This is a genomic window from Streptomyces flavofungini, from assembly GCF_041028215.1.
GTDB lineage: Bacteria > Actinomycetota > Actinomycetes > Streptomycetales > Streptomycetaceae > Streptomyces > Streptomyces flavofungini_B.
On record NZ_JASKYR010001558.1, the window covers coordinates 1 to 445 of the forward strand.

1 protein-coding gene is annotated in these 445 nt (G+C 75.5%); it reads right to left on the reverse strand.

Annotated features, from left to right (window positions below; genetic code table 11):
• Positions 1 to 445, reverse strand: a 445-nt coding sequence (locus AB8Z36_RS42170; protein ID WP_369218581.1) for a glycoside hydrolase family 3 N-terminal domain-containing protein, incomplete at both ends; no start/stop codon positions are given.

A 445-nucleotide genomic window follows, 5' to 3' on the forward strand; every position in this document is an offset into this window, starting at 1 on the left:
TGGCGTTCTCGTTGCGCAGCAGCGTCGTCGTCGCCTCCGCGATGCGGTCGGCCGCGGCGAGGTGGGCGGCGCCGCCGACCACGGCGTCGACCCCGGCCGCGGCGCGCGAGGCGTCGAGGTCGGCCGTGAGGTCCGGGGCCGGTGTGCCGTCCGCGGTGAGGAGACCGGCCCGCGCCTTCAGGCGCAGGACGCGCAGGACCGATTCCTCGATGCGGTCCTCGGTCAGTTCACCGTCCGCGACCGCCCGGAGCACCGCGTTCCACGCGACCTCGGGCCGCGGCGGGTTCAGGAGCTGGTCGACGCCCGCCTTGAGCGCCAGCACGGCCACGCGGTCGTCGCCGTACTTCGTACGGACGCCCCGCATCGCCAGCGAGTCCGTGGCGACCACCCCGTCGTAGCCGAGCTCCTCGCGCAGGACGCCCGTGACGATCGGGCGGGACAGGGT